The sequence below is a fragment of the Leifsonia sp. ZF2019 genome (assembly GCF_019924635.1).
Lineage (GTDB): Bacteria > Actinomycetota > Actinomycetes > Actinomycetales > Microbacteriaceae > Leifsonia.
Genome location: NZ_CP065037.1, coordinates 2,755,475 through 2,778,320 on the forward strand (window position 1 = coordinate 2,755,475; position 22,846 = coordinate 2,778,320).

The window sequence follows — 22,846 nt, forward strand, 5'->3', positions numbered from 1 at the left end:
TTCCTGTTACTTCCCGATCGAAGGTACCCACTTTTTGGTAAGTTACTGACGTGGACACCAGTCTTTCGACGCTCAACGGGTTCGGCTTCACCGACGGCGTGCTGCCCTCGGCCTGTCCCACCCGGATCGTGCTCAACCACGTCACGAGCACGTGGGGCGTGCTCGTCCTCGTCGCGCTCTCCCAGAGCGACCTCCGCTGGGGCGAGCTGCGCCGCACGGTGCAGGGCATCAGCGAGAAGATGCTGGCCCAGACCCTCCGGACCCTGGAAGCCGACGGCTTCGTCCTCCGCACGGCACAGCCGACCATCCCCCCGCGCGTCGACTACAGCCTCACGTCGCGCGGCCACGAGCTGACCGAGCATCTGCTGCCGCTGATGACCTGGATCGCGGCGAATGCGGACGACATCCTGGCAGACGAGCCGGTCACCGCTCCCACTCCGCTCGGCCTCGCGACGGGACAGGCGTCGACGACGGGCGACTTCCGTGACGGGAATGAGGATTCGCTGTACGCGTCCGCGTGGTCCGCGTTCGTCGCCGACGGCGTGGGCGGCCACGCGGCAGGCGAGGTGGCCTCCGCGACCGTCGCCATCCGGCTCGCGTCCATCCTCGACGCCACCCGGGGACGCGTCCCGTCCGAGGAGCGCCTGCGCGAGCTGATCGCGATCGCGAACGCCGACCTCGGCCTGCGGGTGCGGGTCGACCCCGCTCTGGCGGGGATGGCGACCACGCTGGTCGGCCTCTTCGCGGACGGCACACACCTGCGGGTCGCGCACACCGGCGACTCCCGTGCCTACCGGCTGCGGTCCGGCCGCCTGGAGCCGCGAACGCAGGACGACTCCCTCGTCGCCGAGCTCGTCGCCTCCGGCGCGCTCTCCGACGACGATGCGCGTTCGCACCCCCTGCGCTCCGTCGTCACGCACGTCCTCGGCGGAGCACCGGAGGACGCCGCCGCCCTGCATATCAGCGTCGAGGCCGCCCGTCGCGGGGACCGCTGGCTCCTCGCCAGCGACGGGCTCACCGACTACGTCACCGTCGAGGCGATCACGGCGACCTTGGCCTCCGGGTCGCCGCAGGATGCCGCAGACGCGCTCCTGGAGCTGGCGCGGGCGCACGAGACGCGGGACAACGTGTCGGTGATCGTCGCGGACGTCGTGGAGTATCCCGAGGACCCCGCCTACGCACCCGTCTTCGGCGGCTCGGCGGCCGACGATCCGGCCTCCTCGCGAGAGCTCTGACGGCGCCTCAGCGCCCGCGGCCGCCCAGCGCGCGGGAGTCCTGCTTGCCCGAGATGTCCTTGCGGAGCTCCTTGGGCAGCGAGAACATGAGGTCTTCCTCGGCCGTCTTGACCTCTTCGACGTCTCGGCCGATGGCATGGATCGCGGCGACCGCGGACGAGAGAGTGGCCGAGAACTAAGGCCGTCACACGCGTTAATATTCTTCTTTCAGATTCGGGGTTCTGATTCCATATTTCTGATCGTCAATCAGAAATGGGAATCATGTCACTCCTTCTTCCGCTCGATTTCGCTCACGTGTCGTTCACACGCCCCGGGTGGGAAGCGGATCCCTGGAAGCTCCTGGACGCTGCTCGACGTTGGCATGCGATGGACTCGCTCACTCTCCCCGCATACGACGTGCGGTCGTTCCAGGCTCGCCACACGCTCCGCATGAGCCTGTCACACCTCCCTCCGACGACTGAGAGCGTCGTGCACGTACTGAACGATCCGCTCTTCCGCAAAGGCTCCGCCGAGCACACGGAGCATCCCGGCGGTCCGGTGTATCGGCAGATCGACCGTGCAGTTCGCCGCAACGCTTCGATCGAGATCGTGCTCCCATCGTTCGCCGGGAGGCCACACAACCCCGCCGCCCACCGTCGAGTCGGTCCCGATCTCGGTGAGCTCTACGCGCTGCAATGGCTCAAGAACATCGCCGACGCCGTGAAGAGCTTCTATGAACCCGGCGTGATCTTCACCCTCATCCTCGACGGTCGTGCGCGCGCTGCGGCAGGGCACCGAGACCACAGCGATCTCCGCTGCCGTGATCGAGCTCTACAAGAGCGGGGCTCACGAGCACATCGACCTCCGACGCTTCTTCGGGGAGGCGGAGACCGCGATGCAGGAGCGCGCCGAGCACACCGCCTTCGAATATGCCGTCCTGATGACGAAACTCCGCGAGCTCAACGTGATCGCCGAAGCGTTCGAGGGCGCCGTCCGAGGCACGGTGCACCCCAAGCCGGGCCAGTACTCGCCCCGACTGAGCGATCCCCGGACGACGATCTCTCCGTGGCACGGAGTCGCCATCGAGCAGCCCGATGGGAGCATCGTCACGCGGTACGAGGCGGTTGTCTACCAGGATTTCGAGGACTTCACGGCGGTCTTCGTCGACGGGGATGAAGCGCCGTTCTACTACAAGCGGCGTCGGTGAGCACGGCGTGACCCGCTGTGCACTCGCCCCGCTCATGGTTGCGCAGGCGCTCGGTGCTGCCGCAGCGGGAGCATCGGTCACCGTCAGCGCCATGACGGCGTCACGACTCTCCGGTGCGGCATGGTCTGCAGGACTCGCACAGAGCGCAACGGTCGTCGGCGCCGCAGCGCTCAGCATGCCGATCGCGCGATTGGCAGCGCGCCACGGGCGCCGAACCGCTCTCATCGTCGCCTATGCCGTTGCCACCGTCGGCGCGCTTGCGGCAGCGACAGGCGTGACGATCGGATCGCTCGCACTCTTCTTCGCAGCTCTTGCCGCTCTCGGCGGAGGCACGGTCGCGGGACTCGCGCTTCGCTTCGCTGCGGCCGAACTGCAGACCGATCCGACCCGGCGCCCGGGAAGCATCGCGCTGGTGCTCTGGATGGCTGCGGTAGGCGGTCTCGTTGGACCCAACATCGCGTCGATGCTCGACACGCAGTGGGGTCGGGCCGCTCCGTTCGTGATGATCGCCGCAACCTACACCGCCGACATCGCGGTCGTCTCCACTCTGCGACGCCCACCACAGGCGATGGCTCCTGACCCTCGCTCGCGCCCGATCGAACCCGAGAGCGCTGCGCCGCCCACAGCGCTTGTCAACGCCTCCATCACAGCGGTGGCGGGTCACATGGCGATGACCGGACTCATGGGATTGGCTCCGCCTTTCCTGGCATCGGCCGGCGCGTCGGGAGCGATGATCGGTGCCGTGATGAGCGCCCATCTCGTCGCGATGTACGCGGCCAGCCCGCTCATAGGTGTGGTCGTCCGGCGTCTGACTGCCCAGCACTCGTGCGCAGTGGCGTTGATGGTGTACGCGGGAGCATGCGCTCTCATCGTCGTCGGCACGGGGTCGACGATGACCTTCGCGATCGGCCTCACCCTGCTCGGTCTCGGCTGGTCGTTCGGGATGATCGCGAGCTCCGCCATCCTCGCGTCGGCGCCCCCACCCAAACGCCTCCAGGCACAGGGACGGCTCGACACCCTGATCAACGTCGGAGGAGCCACGGCCAGCGCGCTGACCGGCATATCCGTCTCAGCGGCCGGATACCCGACTGTCGCGGCGTGGGTCGGCGCCTGTGTCGCGGTTCTCGCGGTCGGGATGGCTCTGCGGGGAACCATACGGAGACAGCTGAGTCAGCGATTCGTCGAGTCGTCCATCGAGGATCGAGCGGATTCGTGACCCAGCGGCCCTCAGCGCCCGCGGCCGCCCAGCGCGCGGGAGTCCTGCTTGCCCGAGATGTCCTTGCGGAGCTCCTTGGGCAGCGAGAACATGAGGTCTTCCTCGGCCGTCTTGACCTCTTCGACATCGCGGTAGCCGGCGCCGGAGAGATCGTCGAGGACTTCCTGCACCAGCACCTCCGGCACGGACGCGCCGCTGGTGACGCCGATGCTGGCGACGCCGTCGAGCCACTCCTGCTTGATCTCGCTGGCGTAGTCGATGCGGTAGGCGGCCTTCGCGCCGTACTCCAGGGCGACCTCGACGAGGCGCACCGAGTTGGAGGAGTTGGCGGAGCCGACGACGATGACCAGCTCGGCCTGCTCGGCGACCTTCTTGATCGCGACCTGACGGTTCTGGGTGGCGTAGCAGATGTCGTCGCTGGGCGGGTCCTGGAGGTTCGGGAAGCGCTCCCGCAGGCGGCGCACCGTCTCCATCGTCTCGTCGACGGAGAGCGTGGTCTGCGAGAGCCAGACCACCTTGTCCGGGTCCTTCACGACGATGTTGTCGACGTCGTCCGGGCCGTTGACGAGGGTGACATGGTCGGGGGCCTCCCCCGCGGTGCCCTCGACCTCCTCGTGGCCCTCGTGGCCGATGAGAAGGATCTCGAAGTCGTCGCGGGCGAAGCGCACGGCCTCACGGTGCACCTTGGTGACGAGCGGGCACGTCGCATCGATCGCGTGCAGCCCGCGGTCGGAGGCCGCGTTGACAACCGCCGGGGAGACGCCGTGCGCCGAGAACACCACGTGCGCGCCCTCGGGAACCTCGTCGACCTCGTCGACGAAGATCGCGCCCTGCTTCTCCAGAGTGGAGACGACATGCACGTTGTGGACGATCTGCTTGCGCACGTAGACCGGCGACCCGTAGTGCTCGATCGCCTTCTCGACGGCGACGACCGCGCGGTCGACCCCGGCGCAGTAGCCGCGGGGCGCGGCGAGCAGCACGCGTTTGCTCCCGGCGACCGGGTTATCCTGAAGCCGGCCGCGCGCACCGGGGGTCCGCGGGATCCGGGGCATCGGCAGGCTGATTGTCGCGTCGCTCACCCTTCGATCGTACGGGAGAGCGCTGAGGAACGGATGGGAGGCTCCCGAGCGTGACGGAGACGACGAACGCACCCTCGTTCACCCCGGGCCCGCCGACGCTGGACGCGCCGTGGCCCGTCTCGGTGCTGGCCGGCAAGATCAAGGGCTGGATCGACCGGCTGGGCACGGCGTGGGTGGAGGGCGAGATCACCCAGTGGGGCGTGTCGGGCGGCAACGTCTACGGCAAGCTCAAAGACCTCGAGGGCGATGCCACGATCAGCTTCACCATCTGGTCGTCGGTCAAGGCCCGCATCCCCGCCGACCTCACGCAGGGCGACCGGGTCATCGCCGCCGTCAAGCCCAACTACTGGGTCAAAGGCGGCACGCTCACCATGCAGGTCTCCGACATGCGCCACGTCGGCCTGGGCGATCTGCTGGAGCGACTGGAGCGCCTCCGGCAGCAGCTGACCGCGGAGGGGTTGTTCGCTCCCGAGCGGAAGAAGCGCCTCCCGTTCCTCCCCCACACCATCGGCCTGGTCACCGGCCGCGACTCCGACGCCGAGAAGGACGTGCTGCGCAATGCGCAGCTTCGCTGGCCTCAGGTGCGGTTCCGCACCATCTACGCGGCGGTGCAGGGCGACCGCACGGTTCCGGAGGTGGTCGCGGCGATCCGTGCGCTCGACGCCGATCCCGAGGTGGAGGTCATCATCGTCGCGCGCGGCGGCGGCGACTTCCAGAACCTCCTGGGCTTCAGTGACGAGACGCTGGTGCGGGCCGCAGCCGCAGCGACGACACCGCTGGTCAGTGCGATCGGGCATGAAGCCGACCGCCCGCTGCTCGACGAGGTCGCCGATCTCCGCGCCTCCACGCCGACCGACGCCGCCAAGCGCGTCGTCCCCGACGTCGCCGAGGAGCTCGCGCGGGTGCATCAGGCCCGCGCGCGCATCGGCGCGCGGCTCACGCACATGATCGGGCACGAGATCGACCGGATCGGGCACCTGCGCACGCGTCCCGTCCTCGCCTCGGCCGGGTGGATCGTCGACTCCCGCGCGCAGGAGCTGACCCGGTACGTCGCCCGCGGCGTCGAGCTCGTCGACCGCGGTGTCGAGCGCGAGACGCGCCGTGTCGCCGAACTGCGCGGTCACCTGCGGGCGCTCTCACCGCAGGCGACTCTCGACCGCGGCTACGCGATCGTGCAGGATGCCACGGGCCGTGTCGTCACCTCGCCGGCGGAGGCCGTGCCCGGAAGCCCGCTCCGCGTGACCGTCTCGGGCGGCGCGTTCGCGGCGACCGCGGGCGACGAGGTGCCCTCGCCCGCCCATCCGGACGCCGATGCCGGCCCGGACTCAGCGGGCACTCGGCAGGGCAAATAGAATGGGTGCCATGCCGACTTCCCAGACGACCCCGGCCGCGGGGTCGACCCCCGGCGCGGACCCCCTCGGCGAGCTCAGCTACGAGGAGGCGCGCGACGAGCTGGTCCGTGTCGTGACCGAGCTCGAGCAGGGGTCGGCGACCCTCGAGGAGTCCATCGCCCTCTGGGAGCGCGGCGAGGCCCTCGCCCGCCGGTGCGAGGAGTGGCTGATCGGCGCGAAGGCCCGGCTCGACGCCGCACGCTCCGGCGATGCGGCGGCGGTCGGCACGGGCGCGGGAGCCGCTGACAGCGAATGAGTCCCCGCACCAAGCCTCCGGCGGTCGTCGCCGAACTCGGGCGCCCCGAGACCCCCGAGGAGACGGCCGCGCGCAAGGCGCAGAACTCTGCGAACCATCGCAACCGGCAGACCATCAACAACCTCGTCTACTCGCTCCTCGCGACGGTCGCGCTCGTCATCGTGATCGTCCTCGTCGTGCCGCGCGGCAACCCCACCGCGACGACCCCTCCCGTCGACTACACGACCATCGCGCAGGAGGCGCAGGGCAGCGAGCCCGATCGCCTCGTCGTGCCGAGACTGCCCGACGGCTGGAAGTCGAACAGCGCCGAGCTGCGCACCAAGACCGCCGACAAGGTCGACTCCTGGTACATCGGGCTGCTCACCCCGAAGGGTGAGTACATCGGCATCACGCAGGGCTTCGACGCCAACGACAGCTGGGTCGCCGATCAGGTCGCGAAGTCGCGCATCGCCGGCACCCGCGACATCGACGGCGTCACGTGGGACGTCTACGACAACCGCAAGTCCGGCACCGTCCCGGGCGATGTCGAGTACGGCCTGACCACGAACGCCGGCCGCAGCTCCATCGTCCTCGTCGGCACCGCAGACGACTCCGAGTTCCGCACGGTCGCCTCGGCGCTGGCGGAGCAGATCACCGCACTGAAAGGCGAATAGATGCCCACCACCCGGCCCGGACGGATCTGGAGCGCGATGCTCGCCGGAAACGAGCGCTTCATCGCGGGCACCCCACAGCACCCGCGGCAAGACGTCGAGCGCCGACAGTCGGTCGCGGGCGGGCAGGCGCCGGTCGCCGCCATCTTCGGCTGCGCGGACTCGCGTCTGGCCGCGGAGATCATCTTCGACATGGGTCTCGGCGACGCCTTCGTGGTGCGCAACGCGGGCCAGGTCGCCTCCGACTCCGTCATCGGGTCGCTGGAGTACGCGGTCGCCGTGCTCAAGGTGCCGCTCATCCTCGTGCTCGGCCACGACTCCTGTGGCGCCGTCGCATCGGCGATCGCCTCCCAGGCCCCGGACGCCGAGCCCCTCCCCCCGCACATCGCGAACCTCATCGCGCCGATCGTCCCCGCTGTGCACCGGGTGACCGGGACCCCGGAAGGCGAGGCGATCGACGTCGCCGCCGCCGACCCGTCGGAGGTGGGCCGCGAGCACCTGCGTGACACCGTCGCCGAGCTGCTCGCGCGCTCGGAGATCATCAGCACCGCCGTCGCCGAGAACATCCTCGCGATCGTCGGCGCGAACTACCGTCTTCAGGAAGGTCGGGTCGTCCCCGACATCGTCGTCGGCATGGCCGATCCGGTCGCCGAACAGCAGTCCGAGCGCTGAACCGCAGCGTCGTCGGCATCAGAAAGGAAGAACACACCGTGGTGGACACCCAGGCGGACGCCGAGTACCGCATCGAGCACGACACGATGGGCGAGGTGCGCGTCCCCGCGGCCGCGCTCTACAGCGCGCAGACGCAGCGGGCCGTCGAGAACTTCCCGATCTCGGGATCGGTGCTCGAGCCGGCACAGATCGCCGCGCTCGCCCGGATCAAGAAGTCGGCTGCGCTCGCCAACGCGCGTCTGGGGGTCCTCGATCAGGAGATCGCCGACGCCATCGCCGCCGCCGCGGACGACGTCGTCAGCGGAGCGCACGACGGCGAGTTCCCGATCGACGTCTACCAGACCGGTTCGGGCACCTCCTCCAACATGAACATGAACGAGGTGCTGGCGACGCTCGCGTCGCGCCGCCTCGGTGCGCCGGTGCACCCGAACGACCACGTCAACGCGTCGCAGTCGTCGAACGACGTCTTCCCGACCTCGGTGCACATCGCCGTCACCGGCGCCCTCATCGACGATCTCATCCCGGCCCTGGACCACCTCGCGGTTGCTCTGGAGGAGAAGGCCGAGCTGTGGGCGACCGCGGTGAAGTCCGGCCGCACCCACCTCATGGACGCCACCCCGGTGACCCTGGGCCAGGAGTTCGGCGGGTACGCCGCGCAAATCCGTTACGGAATCGAGCGCGTGCAGTCCTCGCTCACCCGCGTCGCGGAGGTCCCGCTCGGCGGCACGGCGGTCGGCACCGGCATCAACACTCCCCTCGGCTTCCCGCAGCTGGTCATCGAGCTGTTGACCGCGGAGACCGAGCTGCCGATCACCGAGGCCCGCAACCACTTCGAGGCCCAGGCCAACCGCGACGCCCTGGTCGAGGCCTCCGGAGCACTCCGCACGATCGCCGTCAGCCTGACCAAGATCTGCAACGACCTGCGCTGGATGGGCTCCGGGCCGAACACCGGCCTCGGCGAGATCCACATCCCGGACCTGCAGCCCGGCTCGTCGATCATGCCCGGCAAGGTCAACCCGGTCATCCCGGAGGCCGTGCTCATGGTCGCCAGCCGCGTCGTCGGCAACGACGCCACCATCGCGTGGAGCGGCGCTTCCGGCCTGTTCGAGCTCAACGTCGCCATCCCGGTCATGGGCACCGCGCTGCTCGAATCCATCCGCCTCCTCACCCAGGCCAGCCGGGTGCTCGCCGACAAGACCGTCGCCGGTCTCGAGGCCAACCTCGACCGCGCGCGCGCCTTCGCCGAGTCGAGCCCGTCGATCGTCACCCCGCTCAACCGCGTGATCGGCTACGAGGCGGCCGCCAAGGTCGCCAAGCATTCGGTCGCCCAGGGGATGACCGTCCGCGAGGCCGTCATCGACCTCGGCTTCGTCGACCGAGGCGAGGTCACCCTCGAGCAGCTCGACAAGGCCCTCGACGTCCTGAGCATGACCCACCCGGGCTGACCCGCCCTCGGCCACACAGCCCTCGGCCATACAGGGGTCGCATCCCGCCGCTTCGCCACCGCGATACCGGCAGAATGCGACCCCTGTGGTGTTTCCACAGCACCTCACGCGAGCAGCACCACCGCCCAGAAGCACCCGAGCAGCACCGGACCGAACGCCACCTCCCGCCCGGGAGCGCCGAGCCCGCGACCGCGGACCCCGGTGCCGGACCCGGCATCGGATGCGGCCGTCGCCCGCACGCCGCACCGCGCCGCTCTGCTCGCGGCCCATTCGACCGCCCCGACCATGGCCACGGTCGCGAACGCCGCCCCAAGCCACGCTGAGACCGCGACGTTCGCTGATCCGTCACCGTGATCCAGCAGCGCGGAGAGGGCCGCAGCGAGCAAGCCGGCCAGCTTCACATCCCCCATCCCCACACCACCGGCCGCCCATAGCACCGCCATCACCGCGAGGACGACGAGCGCACACACGACCGCCTCCACCCCCGTACCGGCCTCCACCCCGGCCGCGGCACGTGCTCCCGTCCCGGAACCGAGACCCACGGCCGCCACCGCGTACCCCGGCAGCACCAGCGCGTCGGGCAGCCGCCGCTCGCGCACGTCCGTCGCGATCAGCGGTGCCGTCACCGCGGCGATGTACAGGCCGACGACGGCGGCCGGTGCGGCGCCGCGTACGAGCAGCAGCGCGGCGCCGAGACCGACCGCTGTCGCGGCCGTGATCCCCCTCCACTCCCCCATGGCTCCACGCTAGGAGACGGCGAACGGGGTGCTCCCCTCCCGGACGATCCCGTGGAGAGAGCACCCCGTCCACACTCCGGCATGCGCCGCGTGCGCGGCGCGCCCACTCAGGCGAGCTCGTTGGCCTCCAGCATCTCCGTCACGAGCGCCGCGATCGCCGATCGCTCCGAGCGCGTCAGGGTGACGTGCCCGAACAGCGGGTGCCCCTTCAGCGTCTCGATCACCGACGCGACGCCGTCATGGCGTCCGACACGCAGGTTGTCGCGCTGGGCGACGTCGTGCGTGAGCACCACCCGCGAGTTCTGCCCGACGCGGCTGAGCACCGTGAGCAGCACGTTGCGTTCCAGCGACTGCGCCTCGTCCACGATCACGAAGGCGTCGTGCAGGGAGCGTCCGCGGATGTGGGTGAGCGGGAGCACCTCCAGGATTCCGCGGTCCAACACCTCGTCCAGCACATTCTGCGAGACCAGGGCCCCCAGAGTGTCGAACACCGCTTGGCCCCACGGGTTCATCTTCTCGCCCTGGTCGCCCGGCAGGTAGCCGAGCTCCTGGCCGCCGACCGCGTAGAGCGGGCGGAACACCATGATCTTCTTGTGCTGCTGCCGCTCGAGCACCGCCTCCAGCCCGGCACACAGTGCCAGCGCCGACTTGCCGGTGCCGGCACGTCCGCCGAGCGAGAGGATGCCGACCTCCGGGTCGAGCAGGAGGTCGATCGCGAGCCGCTGCTCCGCCGACCGGCCGTGCAGGCCGAACACGTCGCGGTCGCCGCGCACGAGCTTGACCTCGCCCTCGGCGACGACGCGGCCGAGGGCCGAGCCGCGATCCGAGTGGATGACGAGGCCCGTGTTGACGGGGAGGCCGTCGACCAGGGGGGTGCGCATCCACTCGTTCTCGTACAGGTCGCTCATCTGGTCGCTGCCCAGCGCGATCTCGGAGAGCCCGGTCCAGCCGGAGTCCACGACCTGCTCGTGCCGGTACTCCTCGGCGGCCAGCCCGATCGAGGCGGCCTTCACGCGCAGCGGGAGGTCTTTGGAGACGACCGTCACGTCGAGGCCGTCGTTCGCGAGGTTGAGCGCCACGGCGAGGATGCGGGAGTCGTTGTCGCCGAGCTGCAGCCCGCTGGGGAGCACTCCCATGTTGGAGTGGTTCAGCTCCACCCGCAGCGAGCCGCCGTCGCCGATCGGGATCGGGAAGTCGAGCCGCTCGTGCTCCACCCGCAGGTCGTCCAGGTTGCGCAGAGCCTGACGCGCGAAGTACCCGATCTCCGGGTCGTTGCGCTTACCCTCCAGCTCGCTGACGACGACCACCGGGATGACGACGGAATGCTCCGCGAACCGGTGGATCGCCTTGGGATCCGACAGGAGGACCGAGGTGTCGAGCACGTACGTGCGCTCGGCCTGCTTGGTTCCGTCGGGTGCCGCCTCGAACTGCCCGGTCTTTGATTCAGCCACGACCACTCCCACCCCGCAGCCCCCGCGAGGGCTGCGGATCAACTTGGCGAGTCGGCCGCTGGGTCCCGAAACGAACTTATGTGGCCGTCTCGACCGGGCGCCATGCCCGATGCCACGAAACTACGCCGCACGACCGACACGGGCAGTCGCGGGGGCCGCGTGTCGTGTTTCCATCGGGTGAACAATCGCCCCCAGTTGTGGGAACTGGACAGCACCGCCGTCGCGGAGTGCGCGTTCGGCCGCCGACCCGGCGTCAGATCGCGGACGCGTAGGAGGTGAACGCCGCGCGCAGCATGTCGAACGTCTCCTCTGTGGTGCCCGCGTGGACGCTGAACCGCACCGACGTCTGGCGCACCGACGCGCTCACGCCGTGGTTGAACAGGGAGGCGCTGAGCGCGGTGAGGCTCTCCGGCGGCTCCACCACGACCATGCCCGCGCGCTCGGCCGGATTGCGGGGCGAGACCACCGGCAGGGCGAACTCGTCCGCCAGGTCGATGACACGCTCCACTCCGTCGGCGATCGCCGCGTTGACGTCCGCGACCCCTCGGCCGCGATCTCCTCGAGGGCCGCCGCGAAGCGCGCCTGAGCCACGGAGTCCGGATTCGAGATCGAGAACGCCTGCGCACCGTGGGCGGGCTCGACGACCTCGTCCCAGGTGAGCCCCTGGCCGGTGCCGGTCCAGCCGCTGAAGACAGGGGTGAGGTGGTCGATCGCGCGGTCGCTGAGCGCGAGGAAGCCGGTCCCCCATCCCGCGCGCGCCCACTTCTGACCCCCGGCGAGTACGACGTCGGCCACCTCGTACGGGGCGTCGACCACGCCGAAGCCCTGGATGGCGTCGACGATCAGCAGCCGGTCGCCGATGACCTGACGGATCCCGTCGATGTCGGCGAGGTAGCCCGTGCGCGAGTCGACGAGGCTCACCATCACGGCGGCCGTGGCCGAGGTGATCTGGTCGCGGATCTGAGCGGGCGTCACGCGTCCGTGGTCGGTCTCCAGCCAGGTCGGCGTGATCACGCGCATCGCCTGCGCGGCGCGGACGGCAGCGTAGGTGACCGACGGGAACTCGGCGCTCGACAACAGCACCTCCCCTCCCGTGAGCCCGAAGGCGGCGTGCATGAGACCGAGGGAGGCGTTGGGCTGGAACGCGACCTGATCTGCCGGGAAACGGGTGAGGGCCGACACGGCCTCGCGCACCCGGGCGTCCTCGCCCTGCAGCCGGTCGACCGTCCCGTAGCGCGCCCGCGCCAGGATCTCGTACTGGGCCGTGGCCTCGGCCCGGACGGCGCCCGAGATCGGCCCGACCCGCCCGTAGTCCAGGTATCCCGGCTCCTCGCCGAACCCGCGCGCGAACTCTTCGACTGGCGTCATCCGAACCTCCCGTACGATTCTGGCGGCAACGGAGGAGTTCTGCTGCCGCACACGGCGTGTTGGCGGTGAAGGGAGGGGATCCTCGCCGGCGGCGCGTATCTCCTCCGCTGACGACGGAGGCTCAGCCGCCGAAGCGCCGCTGACGTCGGGAGTAGTCGCGCACCGCGCGCAGGAAGTCGACCTCGCGCAGGTCGGGGCCGAGCGCTTCGACGAAGTAGAACTCGGAGTGCGCGCTCTGCCAGAGCATGAAATCGCTGAGGCGCTGCTCGCCGGAAGTGCGGATCACGAGGTCGGGGTCGGGCTGGCCGCCGGTGTAGAGGTGCTCGCCGATCATGTCCGGGGTGAGGAGGTCGGCGAGCGTCTCGAGGCTGCCGCCCTCGGCGTGGTGCGCGGCGACGATGCTGCGCATGGCGTCGGTGATCTCCTTGCGGCCGCCGTAGCCGACGGCGAGATTGATGTGCATCCCGGTGTTGCCGGCGGTGCGCTGCTCGGCGCCGGAGAGGGCGGCGACCAGCGGCTCCGGCAGCCCGGCGGTCGAGCCGACGTGCTGCACGCGCCAATCGCGGTACCGGCTGAGGTCGTCGGCGAGCTCCGCGATGATCTCGATGAGATCGGAGAGCTCGGTGCTCTCGCGGTTCGTCAGGTTGTCGCTCGACAGGAGGTACAGCGTGGCGACCGAGACGCCGAGGTCGTCGCACCACTCGAGGAACTCGCGCATCTTCGCGGCGCCCGCGCGGTGGCCGTGCGCCACGGTGGTCAATCCGGCCTGCCGCGCCCACCGGCGGTTGCCGTCGATGATCATCGCGACGTGCTTCGGAAGTGCCTGCTCCCCCCGTCCCGCCAGCTCACGGCGCAGCCGCTTCTGATAGAGCCCGTAGAGCAGGCCGCTGCCGGGGGCCGAACTGCGTTTGCTCACGGGGATACGTTAGCGCCCCCGGTCCCGTGCGGCTCTCAGCATCCCGCCACCCTCGTCCCCTACGCTTGGGCCATGTCGTCCCGAAACCGTCATCAGCCCGAGGATGTCGCCGAGCTCCTGCACGAGCCCGCGACCGAGCTCGACGCGTCGGACGCCGCGGTCCAGGCTGACGACGCCGCCGCTCGCTCGCACGGACGCGACCTCCCGAACATCCCGCTGCTCGACGCGTCTCCGGCCAACGTCGCCGACATCAAGCCGACGTGGCGCGGCTGGATCCACGCGGGGACGTTCCCCGTCACGATCGCCGCGGGCATCGTCCTCATCTGCCTCGCGCAGGGAGCGCCCGCCAAGTGGGCGTCGGCGGTGTTCATGCTCACGTCGATGCTGCTGTTCGGCAACTCGGCGCTCTACCACCGGTTCAACTGGAAGCCGCGCACCAAGGTCGTGCTCAAGCGCATCGACCACGCCAACATCTTCCTGCTGATCGCCGGCACCTACACCCCCCTCGCGATCCTCGCGCTGCCTCCGGAGAAGGGCATCCTGCTGCTCTGCCTCGTGTGGGGCGGCGCACTGCTCGGGATCGGCTTCCGGGTGTTCTGGATCACCGCGCCGCGCTGGCTGTACGTGCCGATCTACGTCGCGCTGGGCTGGGCGGCGATGATGTACATCGTCGACCTCGTCGAGGCGAACGTCGCCATGATGGTGCTCGTGCTCGTCGGCGGCGTGTTCTACACGGTCGGCGCCGTGATCTACGGGCTCAAGCGTCCGAACCCGTTCCCGGGGAAGTTCGGCTTCCACGAGATCTTCCACACGCTGACCGTGCTGGCTTTCCTCTGCCACTGGACGGCGACGCTGCTGATCGCGCTGCACCCCGCCTACAACGCGGGCTGACGCCTAGCGCTCGTCGCCCGGGCGGGGGTCCGGGCGATCGGTCGCCTGCTCGGCGTCGAGCTTCTGCGCGATCTCCTCGCGGTAGCGCACGCGGCGGATGCGGCGGACCATGTCGAGGATCAGCAGCACGGCGGCGACCGCGATCACGAACGTGACGACGAAGCCGACGACGCCCGGAGTGACCTGGTCCTCGCTGGGGCCGCTCGACGGAGTCGGGGTCGGCGTGGCCGCCAGCCAGACGGAGGCGCGCAGGAGGGCGTCGGCGATCATCGTTCGGGGATCTCTTCTCTCGAGTCGGGAGGAAGCCGTGATTCACAGCTTCGTCTCCTAGTCTTGACTCAGCCTACCGCCGCCCCGACGGCAGGCCTGAACGTGGACCGAGAGGCGGAACCGGCGCGCATGGCCGTGACGCAGACCATCGATCGCCGCTACGGACGCACGCCGCAGCGCAAGCGGCGCGACCGCTGGCTCCTCATCGGCGGCGGAGTAGCCGTCCTGGCCGTCGTCGTGGCCTGGTCGTTCTGGGCCGGCTGGGACAACAACCAGTCCGAGCTCGAAGCGACCGACACCGCGTACAGCATCACCGACGCGCATCACGTCGACATCAGCTTCACGATCAACGCCCCGAAAGGCACGCCCGTCACCTGCGCGATCCAGGCCCTCAACGAGGACTTCGCGATCGTCGGCTGGCGCATCGTCAGTTACCCGGGATCCGACGCCCGCGTCACCCAGCACACGGAGACCATCCGCACCATCCAGCAGAGCAACACAGGTTTGATTAACACCTGCTGGCTGACCTAGCATTCTGTGGATACGCCCCGACCGAGGTCGGGGCGTCTACTTTACCCACCGGCTGCGGCCGGCCTATCTGCCCACGCGGCCCATCGCCGCGGGCGCGAAGGAGCTCACCATGTCCCAGGAGACCCCGGTCACCTTTCTGACCCAGGATGCGTACGACCGTCTCGCGGCGGAACTCGAGGAGCTCAGCGTCAACGGCCGCAACGAGATCGCCAAGCGCATCGAGGCGGCGCGCGAGGAGGGCGACCTCAAGGAGAACGGCGGCTACCACGCCGCCAAGGACGAGCAGGGCAAGATCGAGGCCCGCATCGTCCAGCTGACCAACCTCCTGCGCAGTGCCACCGTCGGCGACGCCCCGGAGAGCCACGGCGTCGTCGAGCCGGGCACCGTCATCACCGCGACCATCGCGGGCGACGAGAGCGTCTTCCTGATCGGCAACCGCGAGATCGCGGCCGGGACCGAGCTCCCCGTCTACAGCGAGCAGAGCCCGCTCGGCGCGGCCATCCTGGGCCTCAACGTCGGTGACAAGACCGAGTACACGGCCCCGAACGGCCGGCAGATCGCGGTGGAGATCACGAAGGTCGAGACCTACGCCGGCCAGTAGTCGGCGAGACCACGTCGGATGCGCGTCCCCGTTCCGGGGGCGCGCATCGTCGTTCCGGCCGCCTTGTCCGCGAGGGTCCCTCGGTCAGGCGGGCAGGGATTCGTGCGCGTCGGAGGCGCGGAGGGCGTCGATGGCCAGCGCCGCGAACCTCCGTGCGGCGGCCGGCCGCTTCTCCAGCGGCGCGGAGGAGAGCACCCGGCCGGCGAGGAGGACGAAGAGCAGGTCGTCGACAGCGAAATCGGACCGCAACCCTCCGGCCGCCTGGGCGCGGCGCGCCAGCCCCGCGACGAGCCGCAGCAGCTCTGCGCGGTGGCGATGGAGCTCCGCCGCCTCCGTCGACGAGGACAGGAACGCCTCGACGAAGCCGTGGTTGCGCCCGTTCAGGAGGGTGATCCGTTCGATCACCGACCGGAGCCCGCGCCACGGGTCCGGGTCGGCGCAGCCGTCGACGACGATCGCACGGCACTCCCCCAGCTCCTGCGCGAACGCCGCCTCGATCAGGTCGCGCTTGGTCGGGAACCGGCGGTACAGGGTGGCGGGCCCGATCTCGGCGACGCGGGCGATCTCCCGCATCGGCACGTCGATGCCATGCTCGGCGAAGAGTCCGCGGGCCGCCTCCAGTGCCCGGTCTCTGTTGTCCTGCGCGTCGGCGCGGAGCATCTGAGTCAATCGGTGCCCCCGGTTCCTCAGTTCGGATAAGTGGACGGATGCGTCCACTACGGTCGACCCGACAGTACCGCACTCGGCGGTGCGGAGACGGAGCGGGACGTGCGAGCAGTGGTGATCCGGGAGTTCGGCGACGCGAGCGGCATGGCGGTCGTGGAGACGGCGTCGCCGTCGCCCTCCGCGGGCCAGGTGCTCGTGCGCACCGACGCGATCGGCGTCGGCGGAGTGGATGCGGTCATCCGCCGCGGCACCCTGGGCGGTCTCGGCTTCGAGACCGGGCTCGTGCTCGGCAGCGAGGTCGCGGGCACCGTGGCTGCGGTGGGCGACGGCGTCGACGACTCCTGGGTGGGGCGCCGGGTCTGGGCATTCACGGGGACCTCCGGCGCCTACGCGGACGAGGCCGTCGCAGCGGTGGAGGATGTGGTCCCCCTCCCCGCGGAGCTGTCGCCTATCGACGCGGTCGCCCTCGGCAGCGCGGCTCCCGTGGCGCGGTTCGCGCTCGCCCACGCGCACCTCGCCCCCGGCGAGACCGTCCTCGTCCGCGGTGCCGCAGGAAGCATCGGGATCGCCGCCGTCGAGCTGGCCGCCCGGGCGGGTGCGTCCGCCGTCGCGGTCACGACCTCCTCTGCAGAGCGTGGCGCCCGGCTGCTCGGGCTCGGCGCGACCCACGTGCTCGACCGCCGTGGCGGGGGCGATCCGACGGCGCCCGCCGCCTATGACGTGATCGTCGACATCGTCGGCGGAGAGCACCTCCCCGACTTCCTGGACGTGCTCGCACCGAACGGCCGGTTGGTGCTGGTCGGCGCGGTGGCCGGGTTCCCGCTGCCCGACTTCGGCATGGCGCTGCTGCGGGCGTTCCGCGCGTCGCGTTCGTTCGCGACGTTCAGCCTCGACTCGATCGAGCGGGAGGCGCTGCGGACCGTGCGCGCGGAGACGTTCGACGACGCCGTCCGCGGCGACCTGCACGCGGTCGTCGACGACGTGCTTCCCCTGTCCGAGGCGGCGGCTGCGCACGCCCGCCTGGACCGCTCGCCGGTCTTCGGCCGGCTCGTGCTCACCCCGTGACGGACGCAAGACGGCTGGACAGCGACCCCGGGACACCGACGCGGCCGACACTCGGCCGCCTGGGCGCAGCTACTCGTAGTCGACGACGGCGTCGTAGCCGGCGGTGCGCAGCGCCTCGATGACCTGCTGGCGGTGCTCGGTGCCGCGGGTCTCGACACTGACGTCGAGCTCCACCTGGCTGATCTGCAGGCCGCGCCCGTGCCGGGTGTGCAGCACCTCCACGACGTTCGCGTTCACGCCCGCCAGGATCTCGGCGATGCGTGCGAGCTGGCCGGGGCGGTCGGGCATCATGATCGAGAGCTTGAGGTAGCGGTCGGACGCCGCGAGTCCGTGGCTGATGACGCGCTGCATGAGCAGCGGGTCGATGTTGCCGCCGGACAGGATGGCGACCGTGGCGCCGGATGCGGGGACCTTGTCGGCCAGGATGGCGGCGACAGCGGCCGCCCCCGCGGGTTCGACGACGAGCTTGGCCCGCTCGAGCAGCACGAGCATGGCGCGGGCGATGTCGTCCTCGGTGACCGTGACGACCTCGTCGACGGCGTCGCGGATGATCTCGAAATTGAGGAGGCCGGGCTTGCTCACGGCGATGCCGTCGGCGATGGTCGGCACGGTGGAGATCTCGGTCGGTTCGCCTGCCGCCAGCGAGACGGGGTAGGCCGCGGCGTTGGCCGCCTGCACGCCGATGACGCGGATGGTGCGGCCGTCACGGTGAGCGCGCTGTTTGACCGCGCTCGCGACGCCCGAGATGAGTCCGCCTCCGCCGATGGGAACGACGATGGTCTCCACATCGGGCGCCTCGTCGAGGATCTCGAGGCCCAGCGTCCCCTGACCGGCGACCACGTCGGGGTGGTCGAACGGCGGGATGAGCACGGCGCCGGTCTCCGCGGCGAAGTCGGCGGCGGCGCGCAGCGTCTCGTCGACGATGCTGCCGCTCAGAACCACGTCCGCGCCGTACGCGCGGGTGGCCTGGAACTTGGGGATGGCGACGCCGACCGGCATGAAGATGGTGGCGTGGATGCCGAGCTCGCGCGCGGCGAAGGCGACGCCCTGCGCGTGGTTGCCGGCGGAGGCCGCGACCACACCGCGGGCGCGCTCCTCGGCCGTCAGCTTGGAGAGCCGGTTGTACGCACCGCGGATCTTGTACGATCCGGTGCGCTGGAGGTTCTCGCACTTGAGCAGCACCGGCGCGCCGAGCACGTCGGCGAGATAGCGCGAGCTCTCCATCGGCGTGGGCTGCGCTATGCGCGACACGATCGCGCGCGCCGCCTCGATCTCGTCGAGCCCAGGGCCGGCGAACGGGGTGCGCGTGGAGTCGGTCACGGTAGCCACTCGCTCAGCCTACTCGCCGCCATATTCCACTCCGTGTATGGGTTCGGCGGGCGCCGTACGGTCCCGACACGGTTCAGACGCGCGGGCGGCGCACCGCGCGAGGCACGGTCTCCCAGATCGCACCTTGCGGCATGCTGAACGCGCTCTCCTGCCTGCTCCGCCACGCGCCGCTCGAGATGTAGTGCACCATCACGTTGAGCACGGCGACGAACGGGACGGCGAACAGGGCGCCCGGGATGCCCGCCAGCAGCGAGCCTCCCGCCACCGCGAGCACGACGGCGAGCGGGTGCACCTTGACCGCGGTGCCCATGATCAGCGGCTGGAGGACATGCCCCTCCAGCTGCTGCACGAGGAGAACGACGCCGAGCATGATGAGTGCGAACACCCACCCTTTGAACACCAGTGCGATGAACACGGCGAGCGCGCCGGTGACCACGGCGCCCACGATCGGGATGAACGAGCCGAGGAAGACCAGCACGGCGATCGGCAGCACGAGCGGCAAGCCGAGGAAGAACGCGCCGAGCCCGATCCCGAGCGCGTCGATCGATGCCACGAGCACCTGCACCTTGACGAAGTTGCGCAGCGTGACCCAGCCCGCCTGCCCCGCGCCGTCGACCGCCGCCCGGGCGTTGCGCGGGAAGATCCGCACGATCCAGCCCCAGATGCTCTTGCCGTCGATCAGGATGAACAGGACGCTGAACAGCGTCAGCAGTGCCCCCGCCGCCACATGACCGAGCGTGGAGCCGAGCGAGAGCGCACCGGAGATGAAGACCTGGCCGTCCTCCTGGATCGAGGTCCAGAGCGACTGGAACGCCCCGTTGATCTGAGACTCCGTGAGCCCGAGCGGCCCGGTCGTCAGCCACGACCGGAACTGGTCGTAGGCCGCGACCGACTGCGTCTGCAGCTCCCCGCTCTGCCGGCTGACCTGCCAGATGGCCAGGTAGAGCAGTCCGCCCACCACCACGATCAGCGCGACCAGCGCCGTCACGATCGCGAGCCAGCGCGGCCAGCCGTGGCGATGCAGGAGGTCTCTGAACGGGACGAGCAGCGCGGCGAGCAGCACGGCGATGAGCACCGGGATGACGATGAGCCGCAACTGGACGATCAGGAAGATCAGGACGGCGATCGCCGCACCGATGACCAGCAATCGCCACGACCAGGCGCCGGCGAGACGCACACCGCGCGGCAGCGAGGCGTCGATCGGTTCCAGCAGCTCGACGGGCTCCTCCGGTCCACGCCGACGGCGGAGGAACCGGGTGCGCGCGGGGGCGCGATTCTCACCGGCGGAAGGGGGGACGGAGGTCTCGCTGTCGGCCATGCTGGCCAGTCTAGGCTCGCGGCCCCGGCTCCCTCAGCGCTCTCTCAGCGGGGTCTGACGAACTCACGGCCGGCGTCCAGTAAGCGGCGGGAACGCCGCCCGGACACCCGCACCCATCCCGTGAGATGCCTGGGCACGCGGAGGGGCGCGAGCCTTCGCCGCGCCCGTCCTCTACGGTCGGAGGACAGCACACGGCCGACGCACGGCCGTCCACCGTCGAACAGCACAGGCACCGAGCAGCACCGCATGACCGCACCTCCCTCCCCCGCGCCTCCGGCCGGACCGCGCCGTATCCTCATCCGGTTGAAGGAGAGTGCCGCGCTGCCGTCCGCGTTCGGCACCCTGCTGGCCTCGGTCGTCCTCTTCCTCGTCGTCTTCGGCCTGGTGATGGTGCTGTCGGCGTCGTCCGTGGAGTCGTACACCGACGGGAACGGCTTCTTCGGCCGGTTCGAGTCACAGGGCGGATACGCGGTGCTGGGCGTGGTGCTCATGCTCATCGTGTCGCGGCTGCCGCGCCGGCTGGTGCAACGCGTCGCCGTGGTGGTGCTGGTGGTCTCGTGCGTCCTGCAGGTCCTCGCGCTCGCGACGCCGCTCGGTGTCAAGATCGGCGACAACACGAACTGGATCCGCATCGGCCCGCTCGCCGGGCAGCCCTCGGAGGGCATCAAGCTCGGGCTCGTCATCTGGCTCGGGATGGCGCTCGGCCGGCGACCCGAGGAGCTCCAGGACTGGCGGCTGCTCGCCAGACGCGTGCTCCCGGTGGCGGCGCCGTCGCTGCTGCTCGTCGTCCTCGGCGGCGACCTCGGCACGACCGTGGTCATGGCCGCGTTCACGATCGCCGCACTGTTCTTCGCCGGGGCGCGGCTCAAGCACCTCGGTGTCGTGCTCGGCGCCGGGGCGCTCGCCGCGGTGCTGATCGCGCTGTCGAGCGCCACCCGGCGCGGCCGCATCTCCGCCTTCTTCGGCGGCACGAGCGCGGTCAACCCCGACGTGAACTGGCAGGTCGACAACGCGCACTACGCCCTGGCGTCCGGAGGGCTCTGGGGTGTCGGACTCGGCAACTCGCACGCCAAGTGGTCGTGGCTGCCGTCCGCCGACACCGACTTCATCTTCGCCGTGATCGGCGAGGAGCTGGGGCTCGTGGGCGCGTGCGTCGTCTTGCTGCTGTTCGCTCTTCTGGCGGTCCTGATGATCCGGATGGTGCGCTCGACGGCGGACCCGGTCGTCCGCGTGACGACCGGCACGGTATTGGTGTGGCTGATCTTCCAGGCCTTCGTCAACATCGGGGTCGTGCTCGGGCTCATCCCCACGCTCGGTGTCCCGCTGCCGTTCATCTCGGCGGGAGGCACCGCGCTCATCGCCTCCCTGGTCGCGATGGGCGTGGTGCTCTCGTACACGCGGAGACCGCCGCGCCCGCAGCTGGACGGTGCGCACATCGTCGGCGCCCGGCCCGCCGGAGACGCGCCGCCGGTGCTCAGGCGGCCGGAGGCGCGGCGACCGGCGACACGGTGGCGGGCGCGCCGCTGAGGGCGATCGTCACACGGTCCCCTGCGGCGAGCAGCTCGCCCGCGGCGTGCTGCACCGCGAGTTCCGTGCCGTCCGCCAGCCGGACGCGCGTACGGCGGAGGGCCCCGAGGAAGCTGGAGGTCAGCACCTCGCCCGGGTGACCGGCGGAGGCGAGGAGCACGTCCTCCGGGCGGATGTACGCGGTCACGGGGCCGTCGGCGACCGCGGTGGCGAGCGGGACCTCCTGGCCCAGCACCGTCAGCCGGCCGCCCGCGACCGTGGCCGGGATGCGGTTGGTGAGCCCCACGAACTCGGCGACGAACGCCGACGCCGGGCGGAGATAGAGCTCCTCGGGACGGCCGATCTGCTCGATCACGCCCGCGCGCATCACCGCCACGCGGTCGGCGACGGCGAGCGCCTCCTCCTGGTCGTGCGTCACGAAGAACGTCGTGATGCCGAGCTCGGTCTGGATGCGGCGGATCTCCTCCCGGAGCTGCACGCGCACCTGGGCGTCGAGCGCCGAGAGCGGCTCGTCGAGCAGGAGCACGCGAGGGCGGGTCACCAGCGCACGTGCGAGGGCGACGCGCTGCTGCTGGCCGCCGGAGAGCTGGTGCGCGTACCGGCCGCCGTGCGCGCCGAGGCCGACGAGCTCCAGCGCCTCCGCGGCGCGGCCTCGGCGTTCGGCGCCCGGGACCTTGCGCATCCGCAGCCCGAACTCGACGTTCTGCCCCGCGGTGAGGTGCGGGAACAGCGAGTAGGACTGGAACACCATGCCGAGGTCCCGGCGGTTGGCCGGCTCGTCGGTGACGTCGCGCCCGTCGACCAGGATGCTGCCGGCATCGACGCGCTCGAGACCCGCGAGGGCGCGGAGCGCCGTGGTCTTGCCGCAGCCGCTGGGGCCGAGGAGGGCGATCAGCTCGCCGGGTTCGGCCGCGAGATCAAGCCGGTTCAGGCCGACGCCGCCGCCGAAGTCGCGGACCAGGCCGCGCAGCTCGACGGTGCTGCCGTGGCCGGTGAGGCCGAGCACGGAGGCGTCGGCGGCAGGTGCGGTGGGGAGGACGGACATG

Annotated in this window: 23 protein-coding genes and 3 pseudogenes; 15 read left to right on the plus strand and 11 right to left on the minus strand. The window is 70.6% G+C overall.

Translation table 11 applies throughout. The features are described 5' to 3' along the window. Positions 1-50: 50 nt before the first annotated feature. Both IT072_RS13450 and IT072_RS13455 read left to right on the plus strand, forming a co-directional pair. Positions 51-428: pseudogene (locus IT072_RS13450) on the plus strand (winged helix-turn-helix transcriptional regulator); the annotation flags it as partial. Continuing rightward, positions 408-1,235, plus strand: coding sequence for a PP2C family protein-serine/threonine phosphatase (locus IT072_RS13455; RefSeq protein ID WP_442786807.1), 828 nt, complete (start codon positions 408-410; stop codon positions 1,233-1,235). The pseudogene IT072_RS13450 and the gene IT072_RS13455, both read left to right, overlap by 21 nt. Positions 1,236-1,242: 7 nt before the next feature. On the opposite strand, the pseudogene IT072_RS13460 reads toward IT072_RS13455, so the two are convergent. Continuing rightward, positions 1,243-1,362: pseudogene (locus tag IT072_RS13460) on the minus strand (4-hydroxy-3-methylbut-2-enyl diphosphate reductase); the annotation flags it as partial. Between the two features lie 302 nt (positions 1,363-1,664). Here IT072_RS13460 and IT072_RS21400 point away from each other — a divergent pair. From IT072_RS21400 to IT072_RS13475, 3 genes and pseudogenes are all read left to right on the plus strand, one after another. Next, positions 1,665-1,928, plus strand: a pseudogene (locus IT072_RS21400) (hypothetical protein); the annotation flags it as partial. A 58-nt stretch (positions 1,929-1,986) separates the two neighbouring features. After that, positions 1,987-2,421: a hypothetical protein gene (locus IT072_RS13470; protein WP_223361036.1), complete on the plus strand. Its 435-nt coding sequence runs from the start codon at positions 1,987-1,989 to the stop codon at positions 2,419-2,421. A gap of 7 nt (positions 2,422-2,428) precedes the next feature. Further along, positions 2,429-3,637, plus strand: coding sequence for an MFS transporter (locus IT072_RS13475; RefSeq protein ID WP_223357373.1), 1,209 nt, complete (start codon positions 2,429-2,431; stop codon positions 3,635-3,637). 11 nt (positions 3,638-3,648) lie between these two features. Here IT072_RS13475 and IT072_RS13480 read toward each other — a convergent pair whose 3' ends face one another. Further along, positions 3,649-4,689 (minus strand): 4-hydroxy-3-methylbut-2-enyl diphosphate reductase, encoded by a 1,041-nt coding sequence (locus IT072_RS13480; RefSeq protein ID WP_223360983.1) that lies wholly within the window; start codon positions 4,687-4,689, stop codon positions 3,649-3,651. A 77-nt stretch (positions 4,690-4,766) separates the two neighbouring features. Between IT072_RS13480 and xseA the strand changes: the two genes are divergently transcribed. The 5 genes from xseA to IT072_RS13505 are packed head-to-tail and all read left to right on the plus strand — an operon-like array spanning position 4,767 to position 9,130. Next, positions 4,767-6,068 carry an exodeoxyribonuclease VII large subunit gene (xseA, locus tag IT072_RS13485; RefSeq protein WP_223357374.1) on the plus strand — a complete coding sequence of 434 codons (1,302 nt, stop codon included), beginning with the start codon at positions 4,767-4,769 and terminating at the stop codon, positions 6,066-6,068. Between the two features lie 10 nt (positions 6,069-6,078). Further along, the gene (locus tag IT072_RS13490; protein WP_223357375.1) at positions 6,079-6,363 is read left to right on the plus strand and encodes an exodeoxyribonuclease VII small subunit; all 285 of its coding nucleotides are present in this window, start codon (positions 6,079-6,081) and stop codon (positions 6,361-6,363) included. Continuing rightward, positions 6,360-7,016, plus strand: a complete 657-nt coding sequence (locus IT072_RS13495; RefSeq protein ID WP_223357376.1) for a DUF4245 domain-containing protein — start codon at positions 6,360-6,362, stop codon at positions 7,014-7,016. Before IT072_RS13490 ends, IT072_RS13495 begins: the two co-directional genes overlap by 4 nt. Continuing rightward, a complete protein-coding gene (locus IT072_RS13500) occupies positions 7,017-7,685 on the plus strand; it encodes a carbonic anhydrase (RefSeq protein WP_223357377.1) in 669 nt (222 codons plus the stop codon). A gap of 38 nt (positions 7,686-7,723) precedes the next feature. Beyond that, entirely contained in the window at positions 7,724-9,130 is a 1,407-nt protein-coding gene (locus tag IT072_RS13505) for a class II fumarate hydratase (protein WP_223357378.1), read from the plus strand. 104 nt (positions 9,131-9,234) lie between these two features. Here IT072_RS13505 and IT072_RS13510 read toward each other — a convergent pair whose 3' ends face one another. The 4 genes from IT072_RS13510 to IT072_RS13525 all read right to left on the minus strand — a co-directional run bounded on the left by IT072_RS13510 (position 9,235) and on the right by IT072_RS13525 (position 13,602). Beyond that, positions 9,235-9,867, minus strand: coding sequence for a prepilin peptidase (locus IT072_RS13510; protein ID WP_223357379.1), 633 nt, complete (start codon positions 9,865-9,867; stop codon positions 9,235-9,237). Positions 9,868-9,974: 107 nt separating this feature from the next. Further along, on the minus strand, positions 9,975-11,324 hold the full coding sequence (locus IT072_RS13515; protein ID WP_442786808.1) for a PhoH family protein: 1,350 nt from the start codon (positions 11,322-11,324) through the stop codon (positions 9,975-9,977). Positions 11,325-11,681: 357 nt separating this feature from the next. Beyond that, positions 11,682-12,686: an aminotransferase class V-fold PLP-dependent enzyme gene (locus IT072_RS13520; RefSeq protein ID WP_223357381.1), complete on the minus strand. Its 1,005-nt coding sequence runs from the start codon at positions 12,684-12,686 to the stop codon at positions 11,682-11,684. Positions 12,687-12,807: 121 nt separating this feature from the next. After that, positions 12,808-13,602 carry an isoprenyl transferase gene (locus IT072_RS13525; RefSeq protein ID WP_223357382.1) on the minus strand — a complete coding sequence of 265 codons (795 nt, stop codon included), beginning with the start codon at positions 13,600-13,602 and terminating at the stop codon, positions 12,808-12,810. A gap of 72 nt (positions 13,603-13,674) precedes the next feature. On the opposite strand from IT072_RS13525, the gene trhA reads away from it, so the two are divergent. Further along, on the plus strand, positions 13,675-14,493 hold the full coding sequence (gene trhA / locus IT072_RS13530) for a PAQR family membrane homeostasis protein TrhA (RefSeq protein ID WP_223357383.1): 819 nt from the start codon (positions 13,675-13,677) through the stop codon (positions 14,491-14,493). Positions 14,494-14,496: 3 nt separating this feature from the next. Here the strand turns inward: trhA and IT072_RS13535 are convergent, their stop codons facing one another. Continuing rightward, the gene (locus IT072_RS13535; protein WP_223357384.1) at positions 14,497-14,763 is read right to left on the minus strand and encodes a hypothetical protein; all 267 of its coding nucleotides are present in this window, start codon (positions 14,761-14,763) and stop codon (positions 14,497-14,499) included. A 63-nt stretch (positions 14,764-14,826) separates the two neighbouring features. Between IT072_RS13535 and IT072_RS13540 the strand changes: the two genes are divergently transcribed. Next, positions 14,827-15,294: a DUF4307 domain-containing protein gene (locus IT072_RS13540; RefSeq protein ID WP_223357385.1), complete on the plus strand. Its 468-nt coding sequence runs from the start codon at positions 14,827-14,829 to the stop codon at positions 15,292-15,294. Between the two features lie 109 nt (positions 15,295-15,403). Then, complete coding sequence (greA, locus tag IT072_RS13545) at positions 15,404-15,895, plus strand: transcription elongation factor GreA (protein WP_223357386.1); 492 nt, start codon at positions 15,404-15,406, stop codon at positions 15,893-15,895. An 84-nt stretch (positions 15,896-15,979) separates the two neighbouring features. Here the strand turns inward: greA and IT072_RS13550 are convergent, their stop codons facing one another. After that, complete coding sequence (locus IT072_RS13550) at positions 15,980-16,555, minus strand: TetR/AcrR family transcriptional regulator (protein WP_223357387.1); 576 nt, start codon at positions 16,553-16,555, stop codon at positions 15,980-15,982. A gap of 108 nt (positions 16,556-16,663) precedes the next feature. On the opposite strand from IT072_RS13550, the gene IT072_RS13555 reads away from it, so the two are divergent. Continuing rightward, positions 16,664-17,626, plus strand: coding sequence for a zinc-binding dehydrogenase (locus tag IT072_RS13555; RefSeq protein WP_223357388.1), 963 nt, complete (start codon positions 16,664-16,666; stop codon positions 17,624-17,626). 69 nt (positions 17,627-17,695) lie between these two features. Here IT072_RS13555 and ilvA read toward each other — a convergent pair whose 3' ends face one another. Together ilvA and IT072_RS13565 are read right to left on the minus strand one after the other, a co-directional pair. Next, positions 17,696-18,955, minus strand: a complete 1,260-nt coding sequence (ilvA, locus tag IT072_RS13560) for a threonine ammonia-lyase (RefSeq protein WP_223357389.1) — start codon at positions 18,953-18,955, stop codon at positions 17,696-17,698. Positions 18,956-19,028: 73 nt separating this feature from the next. Continuing rightward, positions 19,029-20,273: an AI-2E family transporter gene (locus tag IT072_RS13565; RefSeq protein ID WP_223357390.1), complete on the minus strand. Its 1,245-nt coding sequence runs from the start codon at positions 20,271-20,273 to the stop codon at positions 19,029-19,031. 246 nt (positions 20,274-20,519) lie between these two features. On the opposite strand from IT072_RS13565, the gene ftsW reads away from it, so the two are divergent. Then, positions 20,520-21,800: a putative lipid II flippase FtsW gene (gene ftsW, locus IT072_RS13570; protein ID WP_223357391.1), complete on the plus strand. Its 1,281-nt coding sequence runs from the start codon at positions 20,520-20,522 to the stop codon at positions 21,798-21,800. Here ftsW and IT072_RS13575 read toward each other — a convergent pair. Beyond that, on the minus strand, positions 21,748-22,845 hold the full coding sequence (locus IT072_RS13575; RefSeq protein ID WP_223357392.1) for an ABC transporter ATP-binding protein: 1,098 nt from the start codon (positions 22,843-22,845) through the stop codon (positions 21,748-21,750). The two genes, ftsW and IT072_RS13575, sit on opposite strands and share 53 nt — an antisense overlap. Position 22,846: the final 1 nt, after the last annotated feature.

Bases quoted from the DNA above. Each gene is read 5' to 3' on its own strand.
- IT072_RS13520 (WP_223357381.1), bottom strand. From the start codon at position 12,686: ATGACGCCAGTCGAAGAGTTCGCGCGCGGGTTCGGCGAGGAGCCGGGA.
- IT072_RS13500 (WP_223357377.1), top strand. From the start codon at position 7,017: ATGCCCACCACCCGGCCCGGACGGATCTGGAGCGCGATGCTCGCCGGA.
- greA (WP_223357386.1), top strand. From the start codon at position 15,404: ATGTCCCAGGAGACCCCGGTCACCTTTCTGACCCAGGATGCGTACGAC.
- IT072_RS13510 (WP_223357379.1), bottom strand. From the start codon at position 9,867: ATGGGGGAGTGGAGGGGGATCACGGCCGCGACAGCGGTCGGTCTCGGC.
- IT072_RS13575 (WP_223357392.1), bottom strand. From the start codon at position 22,845: ATGTCCGTCCTCCCCACCGCACCTGCCGCCGACGCCTCCGTGCTCGGC.
- trhA (WP_223357383.1), top strand. From the start codon at position 13,675: ATGTCGTCCCGAAACCGTCATCAGCCCGAGGATGTCGCCGAGCTCCTG.
- IT072_RS13480 (WP_223360983.1), bottom strand. From the start codon at position 4,689: ATGCCCCGGATCCCGCGGACCCCCGGTGCGCGCGGCCGGCTTCAGGAT.
- IT072_RS13495 (WP_223357376.1), top strand. From the start codon at position 6,360: ATGAGTCCCCGCACCAAGCCTCCGGCGGTCGTCGCCGAACTCGGGCGC.
- ftsW (WP_223357391.1), top strand. From the start codon at position 20,520: ATGACCGCACCTCCCTCCCCCGCGCCTCCGGCCGGACCGCGCCGTATC.
- IT072_RS13490 (WP_223357375.1), top strand. From the start codon at position 6,079: ATGCCGACTTCCCAGACGACCCCGGCCGCGGGGTCGACCCCCGGCGCG.
- IT072_RS13550 (WP_223357387.1), bottom strand. From the start codon at position 16,555: ATGCTCCGCGCCGACGCGCAGGACAACAGAGACCGGGCACTGGAGGCG.
- IT072_RS13535 (WP_223357384.1), bottom strand. From the start codon at position 14,763: ATGATCGCCGACGCCCTCCTGCGCGCCTCCGTCTGGCTGGCGGCCACG.
- IT072_RS13565 (WP_223357390.1), bottom strand. From the start codon at position 20,273: ATGGCCGACAGCGAGACCTCCGTCCCCCCTTCCGCCGGTGAGAATCGC.